This window comes from Akkermansia muciniphila (assembly GCF_900184965.1).
Taxonomy (GTDB): domain Bacteria; phylum Verrucomicrobiota; class Verrucomicrobiia; order Verrucomicrobiales; family Akkermansiaceae; genus Akkermansia; species Akkermansia muciniphila_A.
In genome coordinates, this window is the sequence record NZ_FXYA01000215.1 from 56,490 (window position 1) to 76,830 (window position 20,341).

General features: G+C 54.7%; 20 protein-coding genes and 1 tRNA gene. 12 read left to right on the forward strand and 9 right to left on the reverse strand.

The genetic code is table 11. The annotated features are described in order from the left end of the window. The first annotated feature begins 409 nt into the window (after window positions 1-409). From CI070_RS11110 to CI070_RS11125, 4 genes are all read left to right on the forward strand, one after another. On the forward strand, window positions 410-1,705 hold the full coding sequence (locus tag CI070_RS11110; RefSeq protein WP_094136683.1) for a phosphoadenosine phosphosulfate reductase: 1,296 nt from the start codon (window positions 410-412) through the stop codon (window positions 1,703-1,705). Then, on the forward strand, window positions 1,702-2,217 hold the full coding sequence (locus tag CI070_RS11115; protein WP_094136684.1) for an IbrB-like domain-containing protein: 516 nt from the start codon (window positions 1,702-1,704) through the stop codon (window positions 2,215-2,217). Before CI070_RS11110 ends, CI070_RS11115 begins: the two co-directional genes overlap by 4 nt. Window positions 2,218-2,233: 16 nt before the next feature. Beyond that, window positions 2,234-2,428 (forward strand): hypothetical protein, encoded by a 195-nt coding sequence (locus CI070_RS11120; RefSeq protein ID WP_094136685.1) that lies wholly within the window; start codon window positions 2,234-2,236, stop codon window positions 2,426-2,428. A gap of 242 nt (window positions 2,429-2,670) precedes the next feature. Continuing rightward, window positions 2,671-3,144, forward strand: coding sequence for a thermonuclease family protein (locus CI070_RS11125; RefSeq protein ID WP_218824899.1), 474 nt, complete (start codon window positions 2,671-2,673; stop codon window positions 3,142-3,144). A gap of 95 nt (window positions 3,145-3,239) precedes the next feature. On the opposite strand, the gene CI070_RS11130 is transcribed toward CI070_RS11125, so the two are convergent. The 3 genes from CI070_RS11130 to CI070_RS11140 form a co-directional block, all read right to left on the reverse strand. After that, entirely contained in the window at window positions 3,240-3,446 is a 207-nt protein-coding gene (locus CI070_RS11130; protein ID WP_143247171.1) for an alginate lyase family protein, read from the reverse strand. 168 nt (window positions 3,447-3,614) lie between these two features. Further along, a complete protein-coding gene (locus tag CI070_RS11135; RefSeq protein WP_094136688.1) occupies window positions 3,615-4,514 on the reverse strand; it encodes an SDR family oxidoreductase in 900 nt (299 codons plus the stop codon). Between the two features lie 362 nt (window positions 4,515-4,876). After that, a complete protein-coding gene (locus CI070_RS11140) occupies window positions 4,877-5,137 on the reverse strand; it encodes a hypothetical protein (RefSeq protein WP_143245656.1) in 261 nt (86 codons plus the stop codon). A gap of 229 nt (window positions 5,138-5,366) precedes the next feature. Here CI070_RS11140 and CI070_RS11145 point away from each other — a divergent pair, with 229 nt between their 5' ends. After that, complete coding sequence (locus CI070_RS11145) at window positions 5,367-5,834, forward strand: acyl-CoA thioesterase (protein ID WP_094136690.1); 468 nt, start codon at window positions 5,367-5,369, stop codon at window positions 5,832-5,834. Window positions 5,835-5,856: 22 nt separating this feature from the next. On the opposite strand, the gene CI070_RS11150 is transcribed toward CI070_RS11145, so the two are convergent. From CI070_RS11150 to gpmA, 4 genes are all read right to left on the reverse strand, one after another. Further along, window positions 5,857-7,266 carry a DHA2 family efflux MFS transporter permease subunit gene (locus CI070_RS11150; RefSeq protein ID WP_094136968.1) on the reverse strand — a complete coding sequence of 470 codons (1,410 nt, stop codon included), beginning with the start codon at window positions 7,264-7,266 and terminating at the stop codon, window positions 5,857-5,859. Window positions 7,267-7,328: 62 nt separating this feature from the next. Next, window positions 7,329-8,477 carry an acyltransferase family protein gene (locus CI070_RS11155; protein ID WP_094136691.1) on the reverse strand — a complete coding sequence of 383 codons (1,149 nt, stop codon included), beginning with the start codon at window positions 8,475-8,477 and terminating at the stop codon, window positions 7,329-7,331. 130 nt (window positions 8,478-8,607) lie between these two features. Beyond that, window positions 8,608-9,630, reverse strand: a complete 1,023-nt coding sequence (locus CI070_RS11160) for a 2-hydroxyacid dehydrogenase (RefSeq protein WP_094136692.1) — start codon at window positions 9,628-9,630, stop codon at window positions 8,608-8,610. Between the two features lie 17 nt (window positions 9,631-9,647). Then, complete coding sequence (gene gpmA, locus CI070_RS11165) at window positions 9,648-10,412, reverse strand: 2,3-diphosphoglycerate-dependent phosphoglycerate mutase (protein ID WP_094136693.1); 765 nt, start codon at window positions 10,410-10,412, stop codon at window positions 9,648-9,650. A gap of 202 nt (window positions 10,413-10,614) precedes the next feature. Between gpmA and CI070_RS11170 the strand changes: the two genes are divergently transcribed. After that, window positions 10,615-12,546 carry a beta-galactosidase gene (locus tag CI070_RS11170; protein WP_218823928.1) on the forward strand — a complete coding sequence of 644 codons (1,932 nt, stop codon included), beginning with the start codon at window positions 10,615-10,617 and terminating at the stop codon, window positions 12,544-12,546. 74 nt (window positions 12,547-12,620) lie between these two features. Here the strand turns inward: CI070_RS11170 and CI070_RS11175 are convergent, their stop codons facing one another. Continuing rightward, on the reverse strand, window positions 12,621-13,193 hold the full coding sequence (locus tag CI070_RS11175) for a tyrosine-protein phosphatase (RefSeq protein WP_094136694.1): 573 nt from the start codon (window positions 13,191-13,193) through the stop codon (window positions 12,621-12,623). A gap of 8 nt (window positions 13,194-13,201) precedes the next feature. Continuing rightward, a complete protein-coding gene (locus CI070_RS11180) occupies window positions 13,202-13,855 on the reverse strand; it encodes a nitroreductase family protein (RefSeq protein ID WP_094136695.1) in 654 nt (217 codons plus the stop codon). A gap of 356 nt (window positions 13,856-14,211) precedes the next feature. On the opposite strand from CI070_RS11180, the gene CI070_RS11185 reads away from it, so the two are divergent. The 6 genes from CI070_RS11185 (at window position 14,212) to CI070_RS11210 (ending at window position 20,244) form a co-directional block, all read left to right on the forward strand. After that, the gene (locus CI070_RS11185; RefSeq protein WP_094136696.1) at window positions 14,212-16,374 is read left to right on the forward strand and encodes a transglutaminase-like domain-containing protein; all 2,163 of its coding nucleotides are present in this window, start codon (window positions 14,212-14,214) and stop codon (window positions 16,372-16,374) included. Between the two features lie 128 nt (window positions 16,375-16,502). Continuing rightward, window positions 16,503-17,030: a gamma carbonic anhydrase family protein gene (locus CI070_RS11190; protein WP_256943566.1), complete on the forward strand. Its 528-nt coding sequence runs from the start codon at window positions 16,503-16,505 to the stop codon at window positions 17,028-17,030. Window positions 17,031-17,049: 19 nt separating this feature from the next. Then, window positions 17,050-17,535: a bifunctional nuclease family protein gene (locus CI070_RS11195; RefSeq protein WP_094136698.1), complete on the forward strand. Its 486-nt coding sequence runs from the start codon at window positions 17,050-17,052 to the stop codon at window positions 17,533-17,535. Between the two features lie 158 nt (window positions 17,536-17,693). Next, window positions 17,694-17,779 (forward strand) — tRNA-Tyr (locus CI070_RS11200). Window positions 17,780-18,021: 242 nt separating this feature from the next. After that, a complete protein-coding gene (locus CI070_RS11205) occupies window positions 18,022-19,887 on the forward strand; it encodes an SLC13 family permease (RefSeq protein ID WP_094136699.1) in 1,866 nt (621 codons plus the stop codon). A 123-nt stretch (window positions 19,888-20,010) separates the two neighbouring features. After that, a complete protein-coding gene (locus CI070_RS11210; RefSeq protein WP_094136700.1) occupies window positions 20,011-20,244 on the forward strand; it encodes a hypothetical protein in 234 nt (77 codons plus the stop codon). The last annotated feature ends 97 nt before the right edge of the window (window positions 20,245-20,341 follow it).

The following is a 20,341-nucleotide window of genomic DNA, read 5'->3' on the forward strand; positions in this document are numbered from 1 at the left end:
GGAAAGAAGGTCATGACGCCATAGGCAAGGCGTTTCGGTAATGGCGTTACTCGCTAAAAAGCGCGGGTATTTTGAGAAGAAGAGCGATGACAATAAAATTACTGAAATAATTGCAGTAAAAACATTGACCTGCCGCAATAATTCAGTAGGTTGGTATTGCTGACGGAAAATAGCGGACGATAAGATGCTGCGCGTTTGAAAACATGAAAAAACATGATGTTGCTTATTTATGCAGGAATAAAAGCGCTGCAATCCTGTTTGAAAGAACAGGGGATATCCCTATGAACTGCAGGCTTCAAGAGCGGTTTCAGGGAAAATGCATGGCTTCCGGCGACCGTATCCGGGGCGGCGTGTTCTCATCCGGCAGGGAGCTGGCGGCGGATGGCGGAAACCAGGCTTTGGAAAAATTGTGAAAACATATCTGGATAAAAATGTTTATGAGGCGGCTTTAGAACGCATTGCCTATTGTTTCCGGGAGTTTGACAATGTCCTGGTGTCCTTTTCGGGCGGCAAGGACAGCGGCGTCATGCTTAATCTCTGCTATCGTTACGCCGCCGAACAGGGCCTGCTGGACAAACTGTCCATGTACCACCTTGATTATGAGGCCCAATACCAGATGACGACCGAGTATGTGACCAGAACATTTCTGGAGCAATTCCCCGGCATCCGTAAAATGTGGTATTGTGTGCCGATCAGGGCCCAGTCCGCATGCTCCCTGGGGGAACCCTATTGGACGCCGTGGAGCGCCGCCCAAAAAAAACTGTGGGTGCGGCCCATGCCGGAGAATCCCTATGTAGTCAACGAAAAGAATCTGGACGTTCCGTTCCGGCACGGCATGGTGGACTATGAATTCCAGGATAAGCTTTCACGCCATTTTGCCAAAAAACACGGAAGCACTGCCGTCATGGTAGGGCTGCGGGCGGATGAAAGTCTCAACAGATACGCCGCCGTTGCCCGCGGCAATAAGAGGACGTCTTATGAGGGAAGGAAGTGGATTACACGGGCTGATGCCATAACCGTCAGCGCCTACCCTCTTTATGACTGGCGCGTCAGTGACGTCTGGACGGCCAATGCCCGCTTTGGTTTTGACTACAACCGCCTTTATGACCTCCTGTACCAGGCAGGCCTCACGATCGGGCAGATGCGGGTGGCGAGCCCGTTCAATGACTGCGCCCAGGAAAGCCTGAAGCTTTATAAAGTTATTGATCCTGCCAACTGGGCGCGCATGGTCGGCCGCGTCAACGGCGTCAATTTTACGGGTTTGTACGGAGGCACGACGGCCATGGGCTGGAAAACCATTAAACTGCCGCCCGGCCATACCTGGAAGTCTTATTATGAATTCCTGCTTTCTACAATGAACAGGAAAACGGCGGAACACTACAACAACATTTTGGAAAGGTCCAAAAAGTACTGGATGAAAGGGGGCACCGTCGATCCCGGAACTGCCGATGAAGTGCTGGCCGCCTATCCGCTGGCGACCGTGACGGGAAAGTCGGGCCGTTACGTCGACCGCGACGTCGTCCGGTTCATGGGCTACCCTGACGACATGCCGGTCAGCAATTTCCGGCAGGTGCCTTCCTACAAGCGTATGTGCATCTGCATCATGAAGAACGACTACTTTTGCAAGTACGCCGGGTTCGGCCCAACCAAGGGAGCGATTGCCCGGCGCCGGGCCGCCGTCAATAAATATCGCAACATTTTATGAAAAGCTCCTATCAATCCCCCGTTTACCAAATCCGGCGCGTTCCTCTGGACCAGATACGTTCCAACGCTTACAACCCGAACAGCGTGGCGCCCCCCGAAATGAAGCTGCTCTACCAGAGCATCAAGGAGGACGGCTATACGATGCCCATTGTCTGCTATAAGCTGGAGGACGGGACCTATGAAATCGTGGACGGTTTCCACCGCTGCCAGATTATGAAAACCTACCGCGATATTTACGAACGGGAGGGCGGCATGATGCCGGTGGCCGTAATCGACAAGCCTCTTGGAAACCGCATGGCTTCCACCATCAGGCACAACCGTGCCCGAGGATCTCATAATATCGCCCTCATGACCAGTATTATCCAGGAGTTGACGGAGGCGGGCATGTCAGATGCGTGGATACTTAAAAACCTGGGAATGGACGCGGAAGAATTGCTGCGCCTCAAGCAGCTCAGCGGGATTGCCTCCCTGTTCCGGGAGGGGGAATTCAGCCAGGCATGGGAATCGAAATAATATCGCCCCGGAATCCATGAATCAATATGTCGCTCAACTTCTGGAAGCCGTTCAGAAGAAAACGGGCTGTGACACGAGCGGAGCCGTGCGCTGGCTGGCGAAGCAGGCCGGAGTATCGGAAAGAACGGCGTGGTACTGGAAACAGCAGGAGAAATTGAGAAAGGCAACGGAAAAGAATCTCGGCAGAATAGCAGAAGAATTGAAGAAATGAGTAAGATGATTCATCCCATGCCGTTGAATGCTGCGGGGCGTCCGGTTCTCCTTGCTGAACTTGCAGTCCATTCCCCATGGCCGCATGGTTGATTGCCTGTGGATGCCGGAGAGGTTTCCCTTCGTTCCCGGTCGCATGAACAGTGCGGGAACAGTTCCTCTAAAGAATAGTTGCGGCCTGATATTTTTTAGATTATATCATTTTTCATGAAATGGCTTTTGGTTTTCCTGATAAGTTCCTGCATGGCTTTTGCCGAAAGTATGAGGGGAGTCGTGATTAACGTGATTGACGGCGACACGGTCATCCTTCTGGAAAAGACGCCTGAACAAATGCGTACGCACCGGATACGGCTTGAGGGAATTGATACGCCGGAAAGGGGGCAGGACGGGTATGAAGGCGCCAAGGAATACCTGGAAAAGCTGATTTGGGGAGAGACGGTTACAGTCCGGTATACCGGGAATGACAGGTACGGCCGTATTTTAGGGGAAATATGGCATGGAAAAATGTTCGTCAACGAAGAGATGGTAAAGGAAGGATGGGCGTGGATTTATAAAAATTTTTCCGCCAGCCGGAAGCTCGTTTCTCTTGAAAGAGATGCCAGAAAGGCCCAAAAAGGCATCTGGTCTGACCCGAATCCCATATCTCCGTGGGAATGGAAAGCAGCAAAAAGAAAGGAAAAATCTGACAGAAAAAACACCGGGGAAATTTCTTATTAAGCCGTTTTCCGTGAAAACGGTCCCGTTAATAATGCTGCTGAACAGGGAATGTTCAATAAGCAGGAACAACGGGCGTTTTTAACGGCGGGCGTGGTTCAGGAGCGTTTCCGTTGTGTCCCGCCCGTCTGCGCCGGTTCAAAGATGGCGGGAAGGGGAGTGTTTGCCCCGGAGCCTTGCCGGGGCCATGTTTCAGGGTTGGCGCGGTAAGGCAGGAGATAGTACACAGCTTTCTGGATGGAAGCACCGGCGGGCGTTTTCCGGTAACGGTAGTTTTTGTCGCCCATGCGTTCTGCAAGATGCACCAGGTATCCCCGTGCTAAAACCTCCGGAATGCCATTACCTGCTATTCAAGCAGGAATCTTTTTCCGGGACAACCGGGAAATGGAGCCATGCCCTGATTTCTTTGCAGAGCCGTTTCCGGCCGCTTTCCCGGTTATCCGGAGGTGTGGCCTGCGGATAGGGATTCCGCATCAGGCCAGATGCATGCCGCCGGTAACGCCAAAGACCTCCGCAGTAATGAAGCTGGATTCCTGGGAGGCGAGAAAGACGTACAGTCCGGAGAGCTCTACAGGCTGGCCTGCCCTTCTGAGGGGCGTTTTCCGTCCGAATTCCGGCAGGTCTTTCTGCAGCTGGCCTCCGGTTACTTGCAGAGCTGTCCAGATGGGGCCGGGAGCCACCACATTGACCCGGATGCCTTTGGGAGCGACCTGCTTGGCCAGGGCGCGGCTGAACGCGATGATAGCCGCTTTCGTGGAGGCATAGTCCACCAGGTTCTTGCCGGGCTGGTAGGCCTGGATGGATGAGCAGGTAATGATGCTCGTCCCCGGCTTGAGATGCGGAAGGGCTTCCCTGGCAATCCAGAACAGAGAGAACACATTTACTTCAAATGTCTTGGTTAATTGTTCCGTGGTAATATCACGAATATCTTCCACCGCCACTTGCTTGCCGGCTGCCAGGGCCATGATGTCCAGCCCACCAAGTTTTTCCAGGGCATCCCTGACGAGTTTTTTACAAAAGGCTTCATCGCTGAGGTCTCCCGGCAGCAGGACGGCCTTCCGGCCCTCCTTTCTGATGAGTTCCGCCACTTCTTCAGCATCGCTTTGTTCTTCAGGAAGATAGTTCAAGGCTACGTCGGCTCCTTCGCGCGCGTAGGCAATAGCCGCCGCCCGGCCTATGCCCGAATCTCCCCCTGTGACCAGGGCTTTTCGGCCACGGAGCCTGTTGCAGCCATGGTAGCTCTGTTCCCCGGAATCCGGCACGGGTTTCATTTCGGATTGCAGGCCGGGGGCTTTCTGCTGTTGTTGTTCATATCCTTCCTGGCGGAATTCGCCGCGCGGGTCCTGTATTTTATTAATGTCTTCTGTGTTCATTTTATCATCAGTTATATTTTGGGACGGAGTTGACGGAAGGGGAAAAGCGCTGCCATGCGGGAAATGACCGGCAGCATTTTTTCCCGGCATTCTTCATTTCCTATCCGTGATGACCTGGATTCGAACGGCCTGTTCAGGGGAAGACATGTTTTTATTTCAATATGTCATTGATATTTATTTATATAGGAATTTTATGCATGTTGTTTTTATAGACCGGAGAAAGATGTTTGATTTTCAGATTTTTTGAATCTGGTTGAATTTCCCAATCCGCCTTAAAGAAAAACATCCTTGGGATGCTTGATAATTTTCGAATAATTAAATTTCTTTTTAAAAGCGGAAAAACGGAATGAAAGAAAACGGAATCAGTTTTCCTCCTGTTCCAGTTTCACTTTCCTGGCCAGGATTTTTTTCATGACGGCACGGCGATCTCTTTCCGGTATTTCAACGGGATTGCCGCGATAGTCGCCGGTCATGGCGGCCAGGGCCCCTCCTACATGGCGCATATTGAAAATCGGCAGTTTCCAGGTGGAAGGCTTTTCCGGATCGGGAACGTAGGCAAAGTCGGAAGCGGGATGTTCCTCTCCGTCCACTTTTTTCATTTTGGATTCATGGTTGCAGTCCATGAGTAATGGACAACCGCCCTTGCCGGCCATGGTGGAAAAGCTCCGGGATAAGACACGGAAATCCGCCCGTCCAGCAATAATCAATCTGGGAAGGCATTTTATTTCTGGTTGATTTCTTTTTCCCGCAGAGCGTGCCGGCGCCGCCCATTTTCCGCTTCCGCGTTTTACCCTTTACAAGAGGGCTGTGATAGATAAGCATATTTTCATTAATTTATAATTATTCTTATTTATGGAAAATATATATCATCATACCCGGCTTCCGGAAGGGCGCATTCCCGCCCTGCGCGTGGAACCCATGCCTGCGGACACCAATCAAAGCGGGGAAGTATTCGGCGGCTGGGTGATGAGCCAGGTGGACCTGGCGGGAGCCAATACCGCCATGCGCTATGCGTTAAGCCGCTATATCGTGACGCGTGCGGTAAGCAGCCTGACGTTTGAAGCTCCCGTGCTGGTGGGCGACGTCGTTTCCTTTTATGCGGAGATTATCAGGGTGGGCCGCACTTCCATTACCGTGAAGGTGGAGGTGTACGCGGAACGCCTGACGAAGCTCTGCAATAACATTGCCAAGATTACAGAGGCGGAGCTGGTTTATGTAGCCTTGGGGGAGGATAAGAAACCGATTACTCTGGAAGAGTCCCGCGCCCGGTTTGCGCAGTGCTGTTCCCTTGAGGCGGAAGGCCTCTCTTCCTGTTCCTGAACAGGGGCGGAGGTTTTCCCCTTCAGGCTGCTTTTCTGCGTTTGCGGGTGATTCCCTTGTCTTTGTCCACCAGGGCGAAGATGAAGGAGCTGGCCGCGGCAATGGCGCCGATGGTGGCGAAAGTGGCATGAAAGGCGGCTTCCACAGCTTTCCCGGAGGTAGCCGCATGGCCGCCGAAACTGTCCAGCAGCAGGGAGGCCACGGCAATACTGACAGCAATGGAGAGCTGCATGATTGTGGAAAGCAGGGAGTTTCCGCTGCTGGCGTCTGCATTGGGGAGGTCAATCAGCGTCAGGGTGTTCATGCAGGTGAACTGAATGGAGTTGGCCCCGCCCAGCATTGCGAGCATGCCCAGAAGAATGAGTTCATGGGTTCCGGGGCCTGCAAAATGGAAGGAGGCCAGCAGAACGCCTATGGTAAAGGTATTGACGACCATGATGTTCCGGTAACCAAATTTCCCGAGCAGACGCGGCGCAACCGTTTTTGCCAGTAAATTGCTCAGGGCCAGCGGAATCAGGGACAGGCCGGATTGAAGGGCGGAATAACCGAGCACCACCTGAAAGAAAAGCGGGATCAGGTACGGCAGGCAGCTTCCGCCCAGGCGGCAGACGATGTTGCCGGCGATTCCGATGGCAAAGTTTCTGATGCGGAACAGAGCCGGGCTGAAGATGGGGGCTTTTGAACGGAACGCCAGCGTCCAGTACAGAAGCTGGAGAATGCCTCCGGCTGACGTGAGGATGGCCATGCGCGTCTTATCGGTTACGCCTCCCGCGGAGGAGAGGCCCATTGTAGCCAGCACGGCGGAGGAGGAGAAGAGGAAGAACCCCCGCCAGTCGAATTTTTGTTCCCGAACCGCTTTCAGGTCCGGCATCAGCTTCCGGGTGGCCCACAGGCCCGCCATGCCAACCGGGATGTTGATCAGGAATATCCAGTGCCAGGAAGCGTACTGCGCGATGATGCCGCCCAGCACCGGCCCCAGAAGGGGACCCAGCAGCGCAGGAATCGTCACAATGTTCAGGACATTGACGAACATGGAACGGGGATAGGAGCGCAGGACGACAAGGCGCCCGACGGGCATCAGGAAGGCGCCGCCTATTCCCTGGATGACGCGGCATGCCGTCATCATGGGAATGGAGGTGGAAAGGGCGCACAGGAGGGACCCCGCAGAAAAAACAGAGATGGCCAGCAGGAAAGTACGGCGGGAGCCCAGCTTGTCGGAGATCCATCCGGAGGCCGGTATCAGGACGCAGACGGTGAGCGTATAGGCCGTTACCAGGGAGTGGAGTTGCAGCGGATGGCTGTTGAAGCTGCGGGCAATGGTGGGAATGGCCGTGTTCAGGATGGTGGCATCCAGCATTTGCATAAAGAATGCCGATGCCACAAGAAAGGGCAGGTAGCGCAGAGCTTTGGAGGATGTCGGCAGTTTTTCCATGAAAGACCGCCGGCAGTATCCGGCCTGGCTCCATCCGGGGCAAGGCAGATGTTTGTTCCGCTTTACGCCCCGGGTTCCGGAGGGCGTCGCTTCAGCACGCGTTTGGAGAGCCATGCGCGCACGGGCTCGTCATAAAGCTTCAGGCACCCGCAGGCTACGGCAATGCAGAGGAGTAAGACGCCAGCCGCCACGGGGAGCGCACGGGAAAGAGGGACTTCCGCGTCGTGAACCCAGGCCAGGTAGAGATATACGATGGGATAGTGGGTGATATAAAGGGGATAGGAGATGTTTCCCAAAAACCGGCTGGCTCGGGCGGAAATGTCTCCGGGGATGTCGCTGGCCCCGAGGAAGACTACCGCGGGAAAGATAACGATGATGCAGAAGGCGTCATACAGGCCGTTCAGGCGGAAATTTTCCGCGCCTCCTACATGGGGAGCCGCCAGCGCCCCCACCAGAAGCAGGCTGCACCACCAGAAACCATGCCTGATCCGTCCCGGTTTGCACAGGCGGAACAGGAGCAGGCCGCCGAAGAAGGGGAACATGAGCCGTGTGAGCCCCACACGGCACTGTTCCGCATCCAGAGTCCAGCCGCCGATGTTGTTGCCCTGCGTGTAGCACTGGTGAATGAGGGCGCAGCCCGCCAGAAAGACCAGGACCGCCAGCCATCTGCTGGTAAACTTTCTGATGAGCACGGCGTAAAGGATGTTGGCGACGTATTCGAAGAAGAGGGACCAGGCCGGACCGTTCAGCGGGTGCATTTCCGACCATCCGCGCACATCCAGGGAAACGGGAACGGGCAGCAGCGTGAATCCCACGGTCATGACCAGCAGCATTTTCCATACGGGGGTTTGCGCGAGGTTCGGGAAGATTTCAGAGCCCTGGAAGTAAAAGAGGATTCCCCCCAACAGCATTCCCATGACCACCATGGGTTGAAGGCGCACCAGCCGCCGCTTGCAGAAGTTCCACAGGGTCATGTTTCCCCAGCGATCGTCATAGGCGTATCCGATGACGAAGCCGGACAGCATGAAGAAGAAGTCCACGGACAGATAACCGTGGTTGATGATCTGGTCCGTATGGAACTGGAAGTCTCTGGCGCTGCCTTCAAACATGTGGAACAGAACCACCATGACAGCGGCCACCCCGCGGAGGCCGTCCAGAGCGGCGTAGTGCGGTTTGGGAGCCAGGACGGAAGCAGGGTGTGGAGCGTTCATAGTATGAAATACGGAGGGAAATGGTGGTTTTTACATAAAAAGCTGCCGCCTTTCCCCGGATTTCTCCTTCTGTCCGGCAGAAGGAGGATGAGAAAGTTCCGTATTTCCGTGAAATACCCGCCGGACACGTTCAGCGTGACTGGAGCGTGACGCGGTTGATCAGAGGTTTGCCTTCCAGAAAATCCCGGATGTTGCGCAGGGTGACTTCCGCAATATTGTGCAGGGCTTCTTTCGTGAAAAAGCCCTGGTGGGAAGTCAGGATAACGTTGTTGAAGGAAAGAAGGCGGGCCAGGGTGTCGTCATCAATGATTTTGTCAGATTTGTCTTCGTAGAAATATTCTCCCTCTTCTTCGTACACGTCCAGGCCGGCAGCTCCCACTTTTTTTGATTTCAGGCCGTCAATCAGCATTTCCGTGTTAATCAGCTTGCCGCGTCCCGTATTGATAATCATTACTCCCTCCTTCATTTTTCCGATGGAATCCGTATTAATCAGGTGTTCCGTTTCCGGAGTAAGGGGGCAGTGCAGGGAAATGATGTCAGACCGGGCATACAGATCATCCAGAGTGGTGTACGTGATGCCGGCTTCTTCCGCAAAGCGCCGGTCAGGGTACGGGTCATAGGCCAGGATATTCATCCCGAAGCCTTTGAGAATGCGGATGAGGATTCTGGCGATTTTCCCCGTTCCGATGATGCCGGCCGTTTTCCCATTCATGTCAAAGCCCATCAGGCCGTGAAGGGAAAAATTGCCGTCTCTGGTGCGCCAGTAGGCGCGGTGTATTTTTCGATTCAGGGAGAGCATCAGGGCCACGGCATGTTCCGCCACCGCATAGGGAGAATATTGGGGCACCCGCACGACGGGCAGTCCCGCTTCTTCCGCCGCTTTCAGATCTACATTATTGAATCCGGCGCAGCGCAGAGCCAGCAATTTGACGCCGTTTTTCTTCAGGCGCCGTATTACTTCCCGGTTTGCCGTGTCGTTGACGAAAATGCACGCTACGTCCGTACCGCGGGTCAGAGGCACGCTGTCCGGAGTGAGATGCCATTTGAAGTAGCGTATGTCGTCATGGAATTCGCGCTCATTGACAGGATTGAAGGAATCCCGGTCGTAGGGCTTGGCGTCAAAGAACGCAATGCGGCAGGAATGGTCAGTCATAGGGAGGGGGCGTGAGGTTAGTCTGTAGGCGTTTTTTTCTTTGCGCTTCCCTGGCCGGCGACGGCCGCCATGCGTTTGCGGATTTCTTCCGGATCCCCAAGAAAGTAGTCTTTTTCCAGGTTCAGGGAGTCGTCAAATTCAAATACATAAGGGGTGGCGGTAGGAAGATTCAGGGAAAGAAGCTGTTCGTCAGGAATGTTTTTCAAATATTTGATCATGCCCCGCAACGTGTTGCCGTGGGCTACGATCAGGATATTGTCCAGCGTCCGGAGAGAAGGAAGAATGGTTCCTTTCCAATAGGGCATCATACGGTTGATAGTTTCTTTCAGCGATTCCGTGCGCGGAAGCTCGCTGTCCGGCACTTCCTTATAGCGGGGATCCCATTTGGGGTTGGCGGGATCGTCCTCCGCCAGGGGAGGAGGCGCCACGTCATAGCTGCGCCTCCAGATCAGTACCTGTTCGTCTCCGTATTTTTTGGCCGTTTCGCTTTTGTTCAGTCCCTGGAGCATGCCGTAGTGCTTTTCATTCAACCTCCAGCTTTTGGAGACGGGCAGCCAGTCCTGATCCAAACGGTCCAGCACGCAGTTGAGCGTTTTCACGGCCCTCTTAAGATAAGAGGTGTAGGCATGGTCAAAGGCCATTCCCCGGTCTTTCAGAAGGTCGCCCGCGCGGTTGGCTTCCTGTATTCCCAATTCCGTCAGGTCCACGTCCGTCCATCCGGTGAATCTGTTTTCACGGTTCCACGTGCTTTCTCCATGGCGCAGAAGGACAATTGTTTTCATATTGATAAATTTAGACAGGCGCCCTCCGGTTTTCGCACAAAGGAATGAGGATACATGACATGATCACATTCCACGGAACGGAAGGCATTCGTGCCGTCCGGCCCCGTCAGATTTCTGGCGGAGGGGAAGGGCATTCCGCAGATTCGGAGAAGAGAGAAAAATTGTTATTGGCAACCGTCTTCAAATGAATTAACTGTTCAATATGATGAAGCAATATGGTTTCAGTTGGTCTGCCGCCCTGATGGCCGTCGGAGTGGGAGCATTGGCATGGGCCGGCCCTGAGGCTGTCCAGAATGTACAGAAACCCGCTCTTTCCGGAGGAACCCCCGTTGTATTCGGGTTCGGCGGGGAAGGGAACCAGGAGTTCATGCTGAACGGAAAACCATTCCAGATCCGCGGCGCGGAGATGCATCCCCAGCGCATTCCCCGTGAATACTGGAGGCACCGCATCAGGACCGCCAAGGCCATGGGGCTGAATACGATTGCATTTTACGTGTTCTGGAATGACCATGAGCAGCCGGACGGCAGCTTTGACTTTAAGACGGGGAACCGGGATCTGGAAGGGTTTCTTAAGTTATGCCAGGAGGAAGGCATGTGGGTTTTGTTCCGTCCCGGTCCCTATGCGTGCGGGGAATGGGACCTGGGAGGGCTGCCTCATTATTTGCTGAAGGATCCCAAGGCCAAATTGAGAACTACGGAAGACGCCAAATTCATGAAGGCGCAGACGCGTTATCTGGAGGCCGTGGCCCGTGTGGCGGAACCTTTTTTAGCCAAAAACGGGGGACCCATTCTGATGACCCAGCTTGAAAACGAGTACGGGAGTTACCAGCGGAAAGACCGCAAGTATATGGAATGGCTGAAGGCGTTCTGGAGCAGGAAGGGTTTTGGCCCCTTTTACACATCCGACGGCGCGGGAGAGCATTTTCTGAAAGGGGTGGTGCTTCCGGACGTGGCCGTAGGGCTGGATCCGGGGTTGAATGACGGCCATTGGAAGGTGGCTAATAAATGCAATCCGGGAGTTCCCGTTTTTTCCTCGGAAACATATCCGGGCTGGCTGCGGCACTGGGGGGAGGGGAATTGGGCCCCCACCCCTGGCGTTGTCAACCATGTCCGCTGGTTTATGGACAAGGGACGCTCCTTCAGCTTGTTTGTTTTCCATGGAGGCACCAATTTCGGATTTTCGGCTGGAGCCAACAACGGAGGGCCGGGAAAATACCAGCCGGACCTGACGAGTTATGATTACGGTTCTCCCGTGGATGAGCAGGGGCGGATGAATGAATATTATGCCCAGATGCGGGAAATCATCTTGGAAAAGTTGCCCCCCGGAGCCGCGGTGCCGGAACCTCCCGCAGACATTCCGGCCATGGAAATTCCGGAGTTCACGCCCGCAGTGCATGCCGGCCTTTGGGAGAACCTGCCCAAGCCTTTCCGGAGCAAGTTCCCGCAGCCTCCCTATTTCGAACAGTGGAATCAGAATCAGGGCATTGCCGTTTACAGCACTGCCGTTCCGGCAGGACCGCCTGAAACGCTGGAATTCGCCAATGTTAATGACTATGCCCAGGTATATCTGGATGGGGAGCTGGTCGGCACGCTGGACCGGCGGCTGGGGCAGAAGAGTGTGAAGCTGCCGGAGCGCAGGAAGCCGGGAACGCTGGAAATTCTGGTGGAGGCCATGGGGCATATCAATTTCCATATCAGCATGGAGAGTGACCGCAAGGGGGTGTACGGCCCTGTGAAGCTGGGAACGCGCGAGTTAAAGAACTGGACGGTGAGGGCGCTTCCCCTGAAAGCCGGCTCCATTGTGCGTGCTCCCAAAGGAAAGGGGCCTTCCCAGAAACGGGAAGGAGCGCATTTCCGGGCCGTCGTGAATATTGAAGAGCCTCAGGACACGTTTCTGGACATGTCCCGCTATGTCAAGGGGTATGTATGGGTGAACGGAATCAACGTGGGACGGTATTGGAATGTGGGCCCTCAATTAAGGCTGTATGTTCCGGCTCCATTCCTGAAAAAAGGGGAGAATGTGATTGATATTCTGGACCTGCATGAAAAGGAACCCAAACCTGTCCGCGGCATGAAGGAACGCAACAAGGAACCCGGAAAGATAAATACCAAAAATCTGGATAACCAGTGGTAAAGCCGCCGGGCTTTCTGCCTACGATGCTGAAAAGGCTGTTTCCATGAAATCGCTTCATGGGAGTGGCCCGGGTGTCAGATGCCCTGAGCCTGCTGTTTTTTCCGGAATTCTTCCTTGAATGCCTGCCAGTCCGTATTTTTGATCAGTTCCGCGAGGTTGGAGTAGTAGGACTGGTGGTGTCCGAAGCGTTCATCCATCAGTTCTTCAAGCGCCTTTTCCGATGTCCAGTTCTGCATGACGATGCGGTAGGCTGCACAGACAATGCCGGTGCGGTCGGAGCCGTGCCAGCAATGCACCAAAATGGGTTTGGGAGCGCTGCTGATGATCAGCAGGCAGTCCATGAGTTCTTTCCGGGTTACTTTTCCTGCCGCCAGTCTCATGCGGTACAGGCGCAATCCGGTATGTTCCGCCTTGCCGGCGTCGTTGTGGTATTCCCGCAGGTTCAGGACAGATTTGAGCCCCAGTTTTTCCAGGGCCTTGAACCCGTCGTTGCCGGGCTGTCCGGAACGATACAGCTTCGGGCTGAGGCGGTAACAGTTTGGGACGTTTTTTACCTGTATGGGAGCGGCGGATTCCATCATAGTTTCCGCACAGGCAAGGGGAAGGGCCGCCGCCAGAATAGCCAGTATCGCAGTATTCCGGTTCATGGATTTTTTCAGGAATCGGCCGGATAGCCGACGCTCTGGGCGTACAGGACTTTTTTGAGAACGGGGAGTTTCAGGCACTTTTGGATATAGTTGGCGTCAATCATGGCGCGGAAAACGGTGCCAAGCCCTTCGGAAGCGCAGAAAAGGTAAACATTTTCTCCAATGAATCCCGCATCCGTGCAGGCCGTAATCAGTTTTCTCCTGGCATCAAAATCTCCCGGCTGTTTGGACTGATCTACTACATAGACCAGGTTTAACGGCGCGGTAGCCGCGAATTCCTGTGTGCCCGTAGCGGCCCGCATGTCGCTCTGAACCACTTGCTTCAGCTGGTGGGTTTTCGGCTTGTAAAGATAGGCGCCCTGCGGCAGGACGACATAGATTTCTATTTCGTTGGAATTCCGGGAGGACGGCGCCGTACGGTAGTCGGGATCATCCCGGTTGACGCCTTGCGCAGCCCAGAGCAGGGAAGAGAGGACTTCCACCGGGATAGGTTTGTCTGCAAAGGATCTGGTGGAATGCCGTTCTTGAAGAACCTGCATGAGGGGTTTTCCTCCCTTTTTATCTGGCGGAGGCAGCACGATGTCGCTGCAGAGGGCCGTTCCGGAGAAGAGGCTTCCCGAAATGACGGCCAGAAACGGGCTGAGGTGAAAGAAAGTTTTCATAGGCAATGGGAAAAAACAGATGGCGGTTAGGAATAATCAGCAGGATGCTTGTATTTTTCTCATGTTTTTGGAAACATGAAGGAGATTGATACTATAAAATGGCTGTAAAAATACAAGAAAAAACACTTTGTTTTGATTCTTAAAGTGTTTTGGAGAACGAACCTTCTGCAAAAGACCATTGTTTCAAGTTGACCTCGGAAAAGTATTGCGCTTTTATGTTACGCGGAACAGGGGATAAGGCGTCTCATTCCCCCTGCTCAATTTGTTCCAACGCGTTCAAGCTGCATTTCATGAATTCTGTCAATTCTCCGCGACCCGGTTTTCCCAGGCATAAAAAATCCTCCTCCAGGGGAATTATGATGACGATCATCCTGGTGTTGGCCCTTGCCGCCGGCGGAGTGGCTTACCACCGGGTTTCCGTTCAACGTAAGGCCGCCGCCGCTGAGCTGGCGGCCAGAAAAGAGGCGGAAGCGAAAGCGGCGCGTGCACGGAAAGCCGCGGAATTGGAAGCGGCGCGCAAGAAAGCGGAGGAACAGGCGCGCGCCGAGGCGGAGGAAAAAGCCCGTCTTGAGGCGGAACGCCTGGCTGCTGAGGAAGCCGCCGGAAAACGGCAGAAAAAGGAGCCGGAGATGGTGGAGCCTGCCCCTGAGGCGCCGAAGGAAGAGCCCGTGGTCCAGGAGGAGGATCCGCGGCTGGAGATTTTTAAGAAGCCTGTTCTTCTGGTCAGTCTTAAGGCCAATAACGCCGCCAACAGGAAGTTGTTTACGGATGCCTTCCATCTGGCTCTCGAAACGGGCCGTTATGATTTGTACGCCGATTTCCTGCGCTCCAATCTGGAACGGGATGCCGTGAAAGTCATCAAATTCGGCAAATTTGACGCGTCCATGTACGATCAAAGCCCGTACCTCATGCGCGCCAATGAGCTGTACCAGCTCATCAGCAAAGTGGGAGCGGACACCATCCGGGAACAAATCAAGGAGGGTTCCCCCAGATATTTCTATCCATGGCTTTTTTCGGACCCTTCCGATCCCCTGAGACTTTTCCTGCGCACGATGGCGCGGGAGCAGACACCCGGGGGGGAGTGGGGAGGAATTCTGAGGAAGTGGGCGGAGTTCTGGATGAAAACCTCCGCCATGCCCCGGAGCAGGTATTCCGCCCTGGCGCTGGCCTGCGCCATGCTGGATCCCCGCATCGCTTCCAGCCCATCCAGGTTGAGGGCGTCTTCTTCCACCAGTATTTCCACCACGCCTTTAACGCTGGAACAGGTATTCGAATACTTCATGGAGATGGATGAAGCCCGTGAACTTCTCACGGACATTACCAAATTGAGCCCTTCCGAGCTGTTGTTTGTAGTGGATGTGCGACTGCCGAGGTCAGAGATGGATTGGGCGCGCAAAAAAGTGCGCCTTACCCGGAAAGGCTGGGGAGGGGCCTATTCCATGATCCGTTACCGGATGGACCGCGCCGCGCTGGGCAAGGATCCGTATACGAATTATACTTTCCAGGAGATTCTGGATGAAGGCGGCATTTGCATGGATCAAGCTTATTTTGCAGTGAATACCGCCAAATGCAACGGCATCCCCTCCGCTTATGTTACCGGGGACGGCAACCGCGGGCCGCATGCCTGGGTCAATCTGCTGACGACGGATGAAACCTGGCAGTCCTACGGCGGGTATGGATATAATACGGGGCATTTTTCCCATCCGCACAACTGCAAGTCAAAGCATGAATCCACTCTTCTCCAGGGTATGGACAAGAAGGTGAATGGCGTCCGGCTGGATACTGCCCTGGATTATCTTTCCCTGGCGGACCTGTTTGAGGAAACGCGGAAGCCGGATTGCGCCCGGGTGATGCTGGAAGCCGCTACGCAGGCCGCTCCCGGCAGCCCTCTGGGCTGGGAACGCCTGATTGCCCTGATGAGCCGCCCGGAGAGCGGCACGAAGCTGGAGGAATGGGAGGAGCTGGTGACCATGATCAAGCGCAAGTTCCGTGCCCGTCCAGATTATCTGGAAATGGCCTCCCGAGTAGAAGATGAGTATATTTTCCCCATGAGGGACGCTTCCTCCAACAAGCGCCATGTTGCCCGCGACCTGAAGAAGCTGGAAAAGGAGACGGAAGAGGGACGCAGCGACCTGACTTCCGCCGCCATCAAGCGGCAGGCGGATCTCCTGATGGAAAACGGGGACAAAGCCGGGGTTGCTGCCCTGTACCGGAAGTCCATGAAGGATTATGCGCGCCGCGCGGAAGTGTTTGAAGCGCTGATGGGGCAATATTACGAGTACGTTTCCCAGGACCAGGATGCCGTGCTTCAGATGGCCAAGGAGGCGGAGTCTTTCTACAACCGCTCTATCCGGACGAAATCAGGCGATTATTTCAAGATAAAGAAGGAAGTCGCCATCCAGCGGAGGATAGCCGGGTATTATGAAAAAGGGGGTAATGAGAAAAAAGCCGCCTCCCTGCGCAAGGATGCGGACAAGCGGGAGAAGAACAGCAAGAAAGGCATCCGGGAAGAGAATTAGTGCGGCGGAGTCTGCGGCCTTTCATTTTCGCGTGGGCGCGGCCGTGTTCGTTTCGGCTGCGGCATTCCAGCGGAATGAACGTTTTTAGGCTGGAATGCTGTCTTATCTTCAATTAATACATGACTTATATGGCAAGAGAACCTTACGCGAACTTCTGGCCCAAAGTGGCGGATACCGCTTTTGTCGCGGAAAGCGCTGATTTGATTGGAGATGTTACCATTGGAGAACATGCCAGCATCTGGTACCATACCACGCTGCGCGCGGATATCAATAAGATCGTCATTGGTGATTACTCCAATATCCAGGACAATAGCTGCATCCACCTGGCAGACGATTTTGGTTGCTATGTAGGCAAGTACGTAACCGTAGGCCACGGCGTGATTCTGCACGCCTGCACGGTGGAAGATAATTGCCTGATCGGCATGGGGTCCATCATTCTGGATGGAGCGGTCATCGGCCGGGGGTCTGTGGTGGGAGCGGGCGCTCTCATTACCAAAGGTACCGTCATCCCCCCCAATTCCCTGGTGCTGGGTTCTCCTGCCAAGGTGGTGAAGGATCTGGGGCCGGAATCCGCGGATAATAACCACAAATGGGCGGAAAAATACGTCAAGGTGGCTGCCCGCTATACGGAACGGGTCATTAATCCCGGTTTTTAACATGTGATTTCCGCCCGCCATGCCGGATGACCATCTGATTACCCTGGAACCTTACGCCCTGCTTTACACCCGGGCCGGGGCGGGTGTGTGCCTGCGTGATCCGCTGACCGGCAAGGTGGGCGTCATTTTCATGGAGCTGCCAGACGGCATGGCCCTGGAACGCTGTCTGAACGGGGAACGCCCGGTACGGCCGGACACGTCTTCCCTGCTGGCTCACTTTTTATCCTCTATGGAATGCCGGGTGAGGCTGGTGCTTATTAACGGCCGCAAGGATGAAGTCTTTTACGCCCGCGTGACCATAGAGGCCGCCAATGAGGTGATGGACAAGCTGGTGGAGCTGGACGCCCGCCCTTCGGACGCCCTGATGATCGCCGCCCGGTTTGGAACCGGAATCAAGATTGTTCCCTCCGTATGGGAGAGCATGGAGAATATTCTGCCCCAGCTGGAACAACTGGATGCGGATTCCCCGGATAGCCGCGCTCCGGTATATTTGGGAGATTCGTAAAACTTGCCCTTTCCTCCCTTTTGTTCCTGCATCCGCTTTTCTTCCGGCGGCACGGCTGTCGCCTATGGGGTTCCTGCTTCCGGGAGGACCTACTTTTTATAAAAAAAACTTGCTAAGGCACGGGAATCCCTATACATTCGCCGCACATCACTTCAAGTGGGTAGATTCCCGAGCGGTCAAAGGGGGCAGACTGTAAATCTGTTAGCATTTGCTTTCGAAGGTTCGAATCCTTCTCTACCCACCACTTTTCATTTTATGGCGCGTTCTTTCGGAGAGCGCGTTTTTTATTGTTTCTTCAGCCTCCTGATGCTGGGAAAGGAAAGAAGGAGCGGGTTTCTCCGAGCAGGATGCCTAAAGCGTTTTTTCTGACGGACGCCGACGGAGAGATGGTCTGATGAATGACTTGTTCAGCCTATCGACAAGACATGCGGGACGTGTTAGATATCCTCCCCCCTTGCCGTTTTTTCATTCCTGCCGTTTACTGTTATGTTAACCACGCTTCTCATTCTGGGAGTATCCGCCGTTTTATTTGTCCAGGGGAGGGTCCGTTCCGATCTTGTCGCGCTGTGTTCCCTTCTCTGCCTGATGATGTTCGGGATTTTGAGCCCGGAGCAGGCGCTTTCCGGCTTTTCCAATTCCATTGTGGTGATGATGGTGGGGCTTTTCGTGGTGGGAGGCGCCATTTTCCGGACGGGCCTGGCCAAGATGATGGGCGGCAGAATCATGAAGCTGGCCGGCAGGAGCGAGTTGCGCCTGCTGGTGCTGACCATGCTTGTTACGGCCGGCATAGGCGCTTTTGTCAGCAATACGGGGACAGTGGCGCTGATGCTGCCTATTCTGGTGAGCCTGGCCGCAGACGGAGGCATCCAGACGAGCCGCCTGCTCATGCCCATGGCGTTCGCCAGCAGTATGGGCGGCATGCTGACGCTGATCGGCACGCCTCCCAACCTTGTCGTCAATAACCAGCTTCAGGAGGCCGGGATGGAGGGGCTGGGCTTTTTTTCGTTCACCCCCATCGGCCTTGTCTGCATCGTGACGGGCATTCTGGCTCTGATTCCCCTCAGCAGGAAGTTTCTGGGTCGCCATGACGACAGGGCGGAAGACGAGGCCAAGGGGAAATCCCTCAGCCAGCTGATAGATGAGTACCAGATTATTAATAATCTTTACCGCCTGCGGGTGCTGGAGGATTCCCCTCTGACGGAACATCCTCTGCACGATCTTCATATACCGGACCTTTACCGCGTGAATATTGTGGAGGTGCGCCGCAGGCATTCCGGCCGGCATTCCTTCCTGCAGACGGTCAGCCAGACCATGGCGGGTTCAGATACGAGGGTGGCCCGGGGCGACGTCATTTATGTAATGGGGGAGTTTGAGGACGTAGCCCGTTTTGCCCGGGAATATGGGGCGGAGATGATTAACCGGAAGACGTCGGAAGATACGGATTCCCTGTTGAAAAGCAAGTTGAAGTTTGACGAGATAGGCATTGCGGAAATGCTGCTCATGCGGAACTCGGATCTGATCAACATGCCCGTGAAGTCTTCGGGGCTACGCGCCAAGTACGGGGTCAATATTCTGGCCATCCAGCGGGACAATCATTACATTTTCCATAATTTGAAGGATGTGAAGCTCCAGTACGGAGATACGCTGCTGGTTCAGGGAACCTGGACGGATATTGCTCGCCTGAGTGAGAAAACTTTTGAATGGGTCGTGGTGGGCCAGCCTCTGGCGGAGGCCTCCAAGGTGACCCTGACGCATAAGGCCCCCCTGGCCGCAGGCATTATGATGCTGATGATTGCGGCCATGGTGTTTAACTGGGTGCCTGCTGTGGCGGCGGTGCTGGTTGCCGCTGTCCTGATGGTGTTGTGCGGCTGCCTGCGCAATGTGGAGGAGGCGTACCGGACGATCAACTGGGAGAGCATTGTCCTGATTGCCGCCATGCTGCCGATGTCCGTAGCACTGGAGAAGACGGGAGCCTCGGAGGCTATTTCCCATGGGCTGGTGGCCGGGCTGGGGGGATTCGGGCCGTTTGCCCTGATGGCGGGCGTTTATTTCACGGCTTCCCTGCTGACCATGTTTATCAGCAATACGGCTACGGCGGTGCTTCTGGCGCCTATCGCCCTGCAATCCGCGGCGAGTATGGGCATCAGCCCCTATCCGTTGCTGCTGGCGGTTTCCGTAGGCACCAGCATGTGTTTTGCCTCTCCCTTTTCCACGCCGCCCAATGCCCTGGTCATGCCGGCGGGGAAATATACGTTCATGGATTACGTGAAAGTGGGCGTTCCCCTGCAGGTGATTATGGGGCTGGTCATGGTCGTGGTGATTCCGCTGTTTTTCCCGTTCGGGAAGGCTTGACCGGGGGGAGTTCACGCGGCGGAAAAGGGGCATGGCCGGGTAATTTGCATGTATTGCTAAAAAAAGAGAGACAACCGGCACGTGCGGGAGTAGAAAAGGATTATTCAAAAACCCCATTTAATCATGAAGTATTTGCTTATTGTTCTGGCCGTTGCGTTCGCCATGCCTTCCATGGCGGAGGAAGACGCTCCCAAGAGAATGACTTCTGCGGAGAAGAAAGCCGCTCTCCTTGAAAAATATGATATTAACAAGGATGGAAAGCTGGATTCCGAAGAGAAGGCCAAGATGAAGGAAGACCTGAAGAAGCAGCGGGAGGAGGAACGGGCCAAGAGGCACGCTTCCCGCAGAGCGGATTAAGTTTTTTCCGTTTTAATGGCCTGTTTCCCGTCCGGTTTGAATCGGTTTCAGACCGGGCTGGGCCGTTCCGTCTGCCGCAAGGCAGTTGGCGGAATAT

Bases quoted from the DNA above. Each gene is read 5' to 3' on its own strand.
- CI070_RS11115 (WP_094136684.1), top strand. From the start codon at position 1,702: ATGAAAAGCTCCTATCAATCCCCCGTTTACCAAATCCGGCGCGTTCCT.
- CI070_RS11120 (WP_094136685.1), top strand. From the start codon at position 2,234: ATGAATCAATATGTCGCTCAACTTCTGGAAGCCGTTCAGAAGAAAACG.
- CI070_RS11125 (WP_218824899.1), top strand. From the start codon at position 2,671: ATGGCTTTTGCCGAAAGTATGAGGGGAGTCGTGATTAACGTGATTGAC.
- CI070_RS11135 (WP_094136688.1), bottom strand. From the start codon at position 4,514: ATGAACACAGAAGACATTAATAAAATACAGGACCCGCGCGGCGAATTC.
- CI070_RS11140 (WP_143245656.1), bottom strand. From the start codon at position 5,137: ATGGACTGCAACCATGAATCCAAAATGAAAAAAGTGGACGGAGAGGAA.
- CI070_RS11145 (WP_094136690.1), top strand. From the start codon at position 5,367: ATGGAAAATATATATCATCATACCCGGCTTCCGGAAGGGCGCATTCCC.
- CI070_RS11150 (WP_094136968.1), bottom strand. From the start codon at position 7,266: ATGGAAAAACTGCCGACATCCTCCAAAGCTCTGCGCTACCTGCCCTTT.
- CI070_RS11155 (WP_094136691.1), bottom strand. From the start codon at position 8,477: ATGAACGCTCCACACCCTGCTTCCGTCCTGGCTCCCAAACCGCACTAC.
- CI070_RS11160 (WP_094136692.1), bottom strand. From the start codon at position 9,630: ATGACTGACCATTCCTGCCGCATTGCGTTCTTTGACGCCAAGCCCTAC.
- gpmA (WP_094136693.1), bottom strand. From the start codon at position 10,412: ATGAAAACAATTGTCCTTCTGCGCCATGGAGAAAGCACGTGGAACCGT.
- CI070_RS11170 (WP_218823928.1), top strand. From the start codon at position 10,615: ATGATGAAGCAATATGGTTTCAGTTGGTCTGCCGCCCTGATGGCCGTC.
- CI070_RS11175 (WP_094136694.1), bottom strand. From the start codon at position 13,193: ATGAACCGGAATACTGCGATACTGGCTATTCTGGCGGCGGCCCTTCCC.
- CI070_RS11180 (WP_094136695.1), bottom strand. From the start codon at position 13,855: ATGAAAACTTTCTTTCACCTCAGCCCGTTTCTGGCCGTCATTTCGGGA.
- CI070_RS11185 (WP_094136696.1), top strand. From the start codon at position 14,212: ATGATGACGATCATCCTGGTGTTGGCCCTTGCCGCCGGCGGAGTGGCT.
- CI070_RS11190 (WP_256943566.1), top strand. From the start codon at position 16,503: ATGGCAAGAGAACCTTACGCGAACTTCTGGCCCAAAGTGGCGGATACC.
- CI070_RS11195 (WP_094136698.1), top strand. From the start codon at position 17,050: ATGCCGGATGACCATCTGATTACCCTGGAACCTTACGCCCTGCTTTAC.
- CI070_RS11205 (WP_094136699.1), top strand. From the start codon at position 18,022: ATGTTAACCACGCTTCTCATTCTGGGAGTATCCGCCGTTTTATTTGTC.
- CI070_RS11210 (WP_094136700.1), top strand. From the start codon at position 20,011: ATGAAGTATTTGCTTATTGTTCTGGCCGTTGCGTTCGCCATGCCTTCC.